Consider the following 5,728-nt stretch of genomic DNA (forward strand, 5'->3'; position numbering starts at 1 on the left):
CTGATCGTCCCGTACGGCCGCGGGCCGAAAACTGCGGCCGTACGGGACGATCAGAGGTGGGACGGCGGGTCAGCTCTTGACCGCGCCGGCGGTGATGCCGCCCACGATGTGCTTGCCGAGTACGGCGAAGACCACCAGCAGTGGCAGGGTCGCCACCAGGGCTCCGGTGATGATGATGGCGTGGTCGGTGGTGTGGTTGCCGGCGCCCAGGCCTGCCAGCGCCACCTGGACGGTGGGATTGTCCTGTTGCAGTGCGATGAACGGCCAGAAGAAGTCGTTCCAGGCCTGGACGAACACCAGCATGCCCAGCACCGCCATGGCCGGCCTGGCCACCGGGAAGACCACGTGCCAGACGATCCGCAGGCTGTGCGCACCGTCCACCCGGGCCGCCTCGATCAGCTCCAGCGGCAGCGCCTCGACCAGGAACTGCCGCATGAAGAAGACACCGAACGCGGCCACCAGCGACGGCAGGATCACCGACTGGAGCTTGTCGCCCCAGCCCAGCTTGGCCATCATCTGGAACAGCGGGATCACGCTGAGCTGCGGCGGAATGGTCATGGTGGCGACCACCAGGGAGAGCAGCGCATTGCGTCCGCGGAACCGCAGCTTGGCGAAGGCGAAGCCGGCCAGCGTGGCGAAGAGCACCGTGCTGACGGTGATGAAGGTCGCCACGATGGCCGAGTTGACCAGCGCGTCGCCCATGTGGACTTCGTTCCACGCCACATTGAGGTTGTGGAACAGATGGCTGCCGGGCAGCAGCGGGGTGGGGGGCTGGACGATCTCGGTGTCGGTCCGGGAGGCCGCGACCACGGTCCAGTACAGCGGGAAGAGCGAGAGCAGCGCCGCGACGATCAGCACGATGTAGGTGAACAGGCCGGCCTGGTGCGTCTGGCCGGCCCCCCTGCCGAAGCGCCTGGCGCGGGGCTTGCGCCGGTCGGAGCGGCCGGTGTCACGGGCGACGGGCTGCTGGGCGGTCCGCGGAGAGGCGGAGGAGAGAGTCATGGCGTTCAGGCCCCCAGCTTCTTGCGGTTGGCGCGCGCGATGACCGCCTGCACCGCTCCGACGAGCAGCAGCAGGAGCAGCATCACCCAGGCGACTGCGGCCGCCCTGCCCAGCTGGCTGTTGGGCCAGCCGAGTTCGTACATGTAGAGGCTCAGCGTCTGGTACTGGTGCGCCGAGCCGCCGGTCACACCGACTCCGCCGCCGAACAGCATCGGCTCGCCGAAGAGCTGGGTGGCGCCGATGGTGGAGACCACGATGGTGAAGAGGATCGTCGGCCGGATCGACGGGATGGTGACGTTGATGAACTGCCGCCACCGGGAGGCGCCGTCCAGGGAGGCTGCCTCGTAGAGATCCCCGGGGACGGCCTGCATCGCGGCCAGGTAGATCAGCGCGTTGTAGCCGGTCCACCGCCAGGTGACGATCGTCGAGATCGCGATCTGGGCGGGCCACTTGTCGGCCTGCCAGTCGACCTTGCCGATGCCGAACCAGCCCAGGACCTCGTTGATGAATCCGGCGTCGTAGCCGAAGAGCTGGACGAAGACCAGGGAGGCGGCGGCGATCGAGGTGGCGTAGGGCGCGAGGATGGCCACCCGGAAGAAGGTGCGGCCGCGCAGCTGGTAGTTGAGCAGGTGTGCCAGGCCCAGCGCCATCATCAGCTGCGGGACGGTGGAGATCACACCCATGGTGAAGGTGTTGCGCAGCGCGTTCCAGAACTGGTCGCTGTCCCAGAGCCGGGTGTAGTTGTCGAAGCCGCGCCAGTCACCCGTGCCGCTCTGCCCGAGCTCCAGGTGGTGCAGGGAGATCCAGCCGGTGTAGATCAGGGGGAACAGGCCGAAGGCCGCGAAGCAGATGAAGAACGGAGCGATGTAGGCGTAGGGCGTCGCCTTGAGGTCCAGGCGGTAGAGCCGGCTGCGCCATGACGACCGCTTGGAGGGCGGGGCGGAGCGATGAGGGGTGGACGGGGTCTGCGGCGGACCGCCGCCGGCCGTCGTCCTCACGGAGGTGGCCACGAGTGGCGTCCTTCCCGAATGGGTCTGGCGGTGTGTCAGGCGGACAGGTTGTCCGGCCGGAGATGCCCGGCCGGACAACCGCATCACACCGTTAGCAGCGTGCGGCGGGGCCCGAGGGGCCCCGCCGGTCGGCTAGTTGTCGGTCTTGTCCTTGATCGCGTTGACCACGTTCGACCAGGCCTTGGCCGGGTCGGTGTGGTGCTGCTCGATGTCCAGCAGGCCGTTCTTGGTGATGATGTCCTTCACCTGACCGTCCCACGGGCCGATCGGGGCCGGGGCGATGCTCTTGGCGATGTCGGAGTAGATCTTGCCGGTGGGGGCGTTGTTGAAGTACTCCAGCTTGGCGTTCTGGACCTCCGGGGAGTCCAGGCCGGCCTTGGTGGAGGGGATGTTGCCGAACTTGGCGAAGATCTTGGCCTGCTGCTCGGGCGCGGTCAGCCAGGTGGCGAGCTTGATCGCCTCGTCCTGGTGCTGGCCGACCTTCGGGACGCCGAGGAAGGAACCGCCCCAGTTGGCGGCGACGGGGGCCGCGGCGATGTCCCACTTGCCCTTGGCGGTGTCACCGGCGTTGGTCTGGATCCAGCCGGTCATCCAGCTGGGGCAGGAGACGGTGGCGAACTTGCCGGTCTTGAAGCCGGCCGCCCAGGTGCCGCCCTGGTCGAACTGCTGCAGGCCGGTGCTCAGGCCGTCCTGGATGGCCTGGACCGAGAGGTTCCAGGCCTTCTGCACGCCGGCGCTCTTGTCGTAGACCAGCTCGCCCTGGGCGTTGGTGTACTGCTCGGGCTGGCTGGAGACCACGGCGTTGAAGATGCCGCCGGAGGAGTCCACGAACTTGGTGCCGGCCGGGGCCTTCGCCTGGAACTGCTTGCCGACCTGGAGGTACTTCTCCCAGCTGCCGGCCCACAGCTTGCCGACGGCGTCCCGGTCCGTCGGCAGGCCGGCCTTGGCGAAGAGGTCCTTGCGGTAGCAGACCGCCATGGGGCCGATGTCGGTGCCCAGGCCGATGGTCTGGCCGCCGGTGGTGGTGGCCTGCTTCCACTTGTAGTCCACCCAGGCCGAGGAGTCGACGCCGGGGGCCTTGCTCAGGTCCACGAACTTGTCGGCCATCTTGCTGGTGGCCTCGGCGATGTAGCCGACCTCGATCGCCTGGATGTCGTCGACGCTGCTGCCGGCCGCCATGTGGGTCTTGAGGGCGTCCCAGTACTTCTGAGCGTCGGTGTTGGTGTCCTCGACGATCGTGATGTTCGGGTGGGCGGCCTGGTACTCCTTGTAGAGACCCGCCTCCTTGTAGCCGAACTGGCCGAAGGTCCCGATCTTCAGCGTGATCTTGGCGTTGGAGTTGCTGTTGGTGCTGCCCTTGGAGCTGTTGTCACTGCCGCTGCTGCTGCAGCCGGTGGCGAGGACTGCACAGGTCGCAAGCCCGGCGACCGCAATGAGCTTTGTTCTGCGGCCGCGGAGGCTGCTGGTGGTGCGCATTCCACTCTCCTATGTCCAGGGTGGGTCCGGGGTGCGCCACAACGGCTCCTGGGCGGGGCCGTGCGGATCGATATCTCAAGGTGGCGTTAGCACTGGTGCAGACGCTGTCCCCGTGGGCCTTGGACCGCTACCGTGTCACCGGTAATGTGGGAGCGCTCCCACGAGGCATGTCGTGAAGACTCCTGCCTCAGGGGGGTGGGTGTCAAGAGTTGAAGTCGGTTCCGTTGCGGGAGCGTGTCCTGCAAGTCACGTGACCGTGTCCGGATGTGGTCTTGAAACCGGGTCGGCATACCCCTGCAAAGAGCGGCAAAGCGCAGCTCAGGGCAGTGACTGCGGGCGAGGGCGGCGACATTCGGCCCTGAACCGGCCACAATGAGGCGCAGCCCGCGTCCGACGAAGCCCGAGAGGTGAACCAATGAGTCAAGCCGCACAGCGTCCCGCGGGCCCTGCGGCAAGGGGAGGCGGCCGCCCGACTCTGGAGGCTGTGGCCGCCCTTGCGGGAGTCGGCAGGGGCACTGTCTCGCGTGTCATCAACGGGTCGCCCCGGGTGAGTGACAAGGCGCGCGCGGCCGTCGAGCAGGCGATCGCCGAACTCGGCTACGTCCCCAACCGGGCGGCTCGTACTCTCGTCACTTCTCGAACGGACTCCATCGCCCTGGTGGTCCCTGAGACCGAGACGCGTCTCTTTTCCGAACCGTTCTTCAACGACATCATCCGGGGAGTCTCCGCTGAACTGGCCGACACCGAGATGCAGCTGCTGCTGATCCTGGTGCGGACCAAGAAGGAGCGCGAGCGCCTGGCCACCTATCTCGCGGCCCACCGGGTCGACGGCGTGCTGATGGTCTCGGTCCACGAGGACGACCCGCTGCCCACCCTGCTGGAGCGGATCGACATGCCGTCCGTGCTGGTCGGCCGGCGCTCCGACGTGGAGCCGCTGTCCTATGTGGACGCGGACAACGCCGGCGGCGCCCGGATGGCGGTGCGGCATCTGCTGCGGCGCGGCTGCACACAGGTGGCCACCATCACCGGCCCGCTGGACATGGAACCCGCCCGCGCCCGGCTGTCCGGCTACCGGCGCGCGCTGGAGGAGGCCGACCTCGGCTCCGACGAGGCGCTGGTGGGCCGCGGCGACTTCACCGAGAGCGGTGGCCGCGAGGCCATGCGCGGGCTGCTGGAGCGACGGCCGGACCTGGACGCGGTCTTCTGCGCCTCCGACCTGATGGCGGCCGGCGCCATGCAGGTGCTCCGCGAGACCGGACGGCGGGTGCCGGACGACGTCGCGGTGATCGGCTTCGACGACTCCATCATCGCCCGGCACACCGACCCGCCGCTGACCAGCGTCCGGCAGCCGATCGAGGAGATGGGCCGCACCATGGCGCGGCTGCTGATGGACGAGATCTCCGAGGAGGGCCGGGCACGCCGGCAGGTGGTGCTGGCCACCGAACTGGTGGTGCGCTCCTCCGCCTGAGCGACGGGCGCCGCCGCGCCGTCCGCACCGTTCCGCCCCCCGGGGGCGGCGCGTAGCGTGGAGAGGGAGCGGCGGTGTTCGGCCGGGGTGCACCCGGCGGAGACGGAGGCCCGAGATGCTGGCCGTGGATGTGCTCATCGGGGTGCTCGGCGCCGGAGCGGTCTGGGTGGCCACCGGAGTGCGGGTGGTCCAGCAGTTCGAACGCGGTGTGGTCTTCCGCTTCGGCCGGGTGCACAAGGTGGTCCGCGACCCGGGCCTGCGGCTGCTGGTGCCGGTCGCCGACCGGCTGCGCAAGGTCAACATGCAGATCGTGACGATGCCGGTGCCTGCTCAGGAGGGCATCACCCGGGACAACGTCACCGTCAGGGTCGACGCGGTGATCTACTTCCAGGTCGTCGATCCGGTGCGCGCCACGGTCAATGTGCAGGACTACATGTTCGCCATGCTCCAGGTGGCGCAGACCTCCCTGCGGTCGATCATCGGCAAGAGCGAGCTGGACGACCTGCTCTCCAACCGGGAGGCGCTCAACCAGGGCCTGGCCCTGATGATCGACAGCCCGGCGCTGGCCTGGGGCGTCCACATCGACCGGGTGGAGATCAAGGATGTGGCGCTGCCGGAGTCGATGAAGCGCTCCATGGCACGGCAGGCGGAGGCCGATCGGGAGCGCCGTGCGCGGATCATCACCGCGGACGGTGAGTACCAGGCGTCGCGGAGGCTGTCGGACGCCGCCCAGATCATGGCGCAGACACCGGCGGCGCTGCAGCTGCGGCTG

Annotated in this window: 5 protein-coding genes; 2 read left to right on the forward strand and 3 right to left on the reverse strand. The window is 68.6% G+C overall.

All coding sequences use genetic code 11. The features are described from left to right. Positions 1 to 69 precede the first annotated feature (69 nt). From AOK09_RS35290 to AOK09_RS35300, 3 genes are all read right to left on the reverse strand, one after another. On the reverse strand, positions 70 to 1,002 hold the full coding sequence (locus AOK09_RS35290) for a carbohydrate ABC transporter permease (RefSeq protein WP_055591273.1): 933 nt from the start codon (positions 1,000 to 1,002) through the stop codon (positions 70 to 72). A gap of 5 nt (positions 1,003 to 1,007) precedes the next feature. Further along, entirely contained in the window at positions 1,008 to 2,012 is a 1,005-nt protein-coding gene (locus tag AOK09_RS35295; protein WP_055591274.1) for a carbohydrate ABC transporter permease, read from the reverse strand. Positions 2,013 to 2,144: 132 nt separating this feature from the next. Then, on the reverse strand, positions 2,145 to 3,488 hold the full coding sequence (locus AOK09_RS35300) for an ABC transporter substrate-binding protein (protein WP_055591275.1): 1,344 nt from the start codon (positions 3,486 to 3,488) through the stop codon (positions 2,145 to 2,147). A gap of 415 nt (positions 3,489 to 3,903) precedes the next feature. On the opposite strand from AOK09_RS35300, the gene AOK09_RS35305 reads away from it, so the two are divergent. After that, on the forward strand, positions 3,904 to 4,956 hold the full coding sequence (locus tag AOK09_RS35305) for a LacI family DNA-binding transcriptional regulator (protein WP_055591276.1): 1,053 nt from the start codon (positions 3,904 to 3,906) through the stop codon (positions 4,954 to 4,956). Positions 4,957 to 5,071: 115 nt separating this feature from the next. Next, positions 5,072 to 5,728: slipin family protein (locus AOK09_RS35310; RefSeq protein WP_217698534.1), on the forward strand; the 657-nt coding region annotated here is incomplete at its 3' end.

This window comes from Peterkaempfera griseoplana (genome assembly GCF_001418575.1).
Classification (GTDB): Bacteria; Actinomycetota; Actinomycetes; order Streptomycetales; family Streptomycetaceae; genus Peterkaempfera; species Peterkaempfera griseoplana.

Bases quoted from the DNA above. Each gene is read 5' to 3' on its own strand.
- AOK09_RS35290 (WP_055591273.1), bottom strand. From the start codon at position 1,002: ATGACTCTCTCCTCCGCCTCTCCGCGGACCGCCCAGCAGCCCGTCGCC.
- AOK09_RS35300 (WP_055591275.1), bottom strand. From the start codon at position 3,488: ATGCGCACCACCAGCAGCCTCCGCGGCCGCAGAACAAAGCTCATTGCG.
- AOK09_RS35305 (WP_055591276.1), top strand. From the start codon at position 3,904: ATGAGTCAAGCCGCACAGCGTCCCGCGGGCCCTGCGGCAAGGGGAGGC.